The organism is Aeromonas sp. ZOR0002, from assembly GCF_963866995.1.
GTDB lineage: Bacteria > Pseudomonadota > Gammaproteobacteria > Enterobacterales > Aeromonadaceae > Aeromonas > Aeromonas caviae.
The window spans coordinates 1,685-1,980 of sequence record NZ_CAWMFQ010000257.1; the positions used below are offsets into that span (position 1 = coordinate 1,685).

The window sequence follows — 296 nt, forward strand, 5'->3', positions numbered from 1 at the left end:
GGGCGGGGGAGCGGGTGAGCGAGGCGAGCCACCCCCTGCGCCTCGGGGTGCCGGAGGATTTTGCCGCGGGGGCCATGACCCCGGTGCTGGCCGCCTTCGCCCGCGCGCACCCGCAGGTGCGGCTGGAGGTGCAAAGCGATCTCAGCCATGCCCTGTGGCAGGCGTTCGAAGGGGGAGAGCTGGATCTGGCCCTCATCAAGCAGGGGCGCGGCCAGGGGGAGCCCATCGCCCGCTGGCGCGAGCCCCTGGCCTGGGTTGACAGCCGGGAGTGGCCCGCCGCCGGGCGCGACCCCCTG

At 75.7% G+C, this 296-nt stretch carries 1 protein-coding gene; it reads left to right on the forward strand.

The annotated features are described in order from the left end of the window. Positions 1–296 (forward strand): substrate-binding domain-containing protein (locus AACR77_RS14100; protein ID WP_042882393.1); only part of this gene is annotated, 296 nt, incomplete at both ends.